Raw genomic sequence first — 1,034 nt, forward strand, 5'->3', positions numbered from 1 at the left:
ATGTTCGAGTTCAAGCGGCTCGTGGAAGCCAACATGGACGAGCTGGCCGAGCTGCTCTCCTCCGAGCACGGCAAGGTCATCGCCGACTCGAAGGGCGACATCCAGCGCGGCCTGGAGGTCATCGAGTTCGCCTGCGGCATCCCGCATGCCCTGAAGGGCGAGTACACCGAGGGCGCGGGCCCCGGGATCGACGTCTATTCCATGCGCCAGCCGCTGGGCGTCGCCGCCGGCATCACCCCGTTCAACTTCCCGGCGATGATCCCGATGTGGATGTTCGGCATCGCCATCGCGGTCGGCAACAGCTTCATCCTGAAGCCCTCCGAGAAGGACCCCTCCGTCCCCGTCCGCCTGGCCGAGCTGATGATGGAGGCCGGCGCGCCCAAGGGCGTGCTGAACGTGGTGCACGGCGACAAGACCGCCGTCGACGCCATCCTCGACCACCCGGACATCAGGGCCGTGAGCTTCGTCGGCTCCTCCGACATCGCGCAGTACGTCTATTCCCGCGGCACGGCGAACGGGAAGCGCGTCCAGGCCATGGGCGGCGCCAAGAACCACGGGATCATCCTGCCCGACGCCGACCTGGAGCAGGCGACCAAGGACATCATCGGCGCCGCCTACGGCTCGGCCGGCGAGCGCTGCATGGCCCTGCCCGTCGTCGTGCCCGTGGGCAAGAAGACCGCCGACGAGGTGCGCGAGCGCGTCGTGGCCGAGCTGGAGACGCTGAAGGTCGGGGTCTCCACCGACGCGGCCGCCCAGTATGGCCCGGTGGTCTCGGAGGCTCACAAGAAGCGGGTCACCGACTACATCCAGCTGGGCGTCGACGAAGGCGCCGAGCTCGTCGTCGACGGCCGCGACTTCCGCCTGCAGGGCTACGAGAAGGGCTTCTTCATCGGCCCGACCCTGTTCGACCAGGTGAAGCCCGCCATGAAGACCTACCAGGAGGAGATCTTCGGCCCGGTCCTGCAGATCGTGCGCGCCGAGACCTTCGAGGAGGCGCTCGCCCTGCCCAGCGAGCACCAGTACGGCAACGGCGT

The 1,034-nt window shown here is 68.3% G+C and carries 1 protein-coding gene; it reads left to right on the forward strand.

Annotation, left to right across the window (positions count from 1 at the left end; genetic code table 11):
* A partial coding sequence (gene mmsA, locus V7Z97_RS20545; RefSeq protein ID WP_334165498.1) for a CoA-acylating methylmalonate-semialdehyde dehydrogenase occupies window positions 1–1,034 on the forward strand: 1,034 nt, incomplete at both ends.

It is taken from the genome of Phenylobacterium sp., assembly GCF_036821595.1.
In the GTDB taxonomy this organism is placed as follows: Bacteria; Pseudomonadota; Alphaproteobacteria; order Caulobacterales; family Caulobacteraceae; genus Phenylobacterium.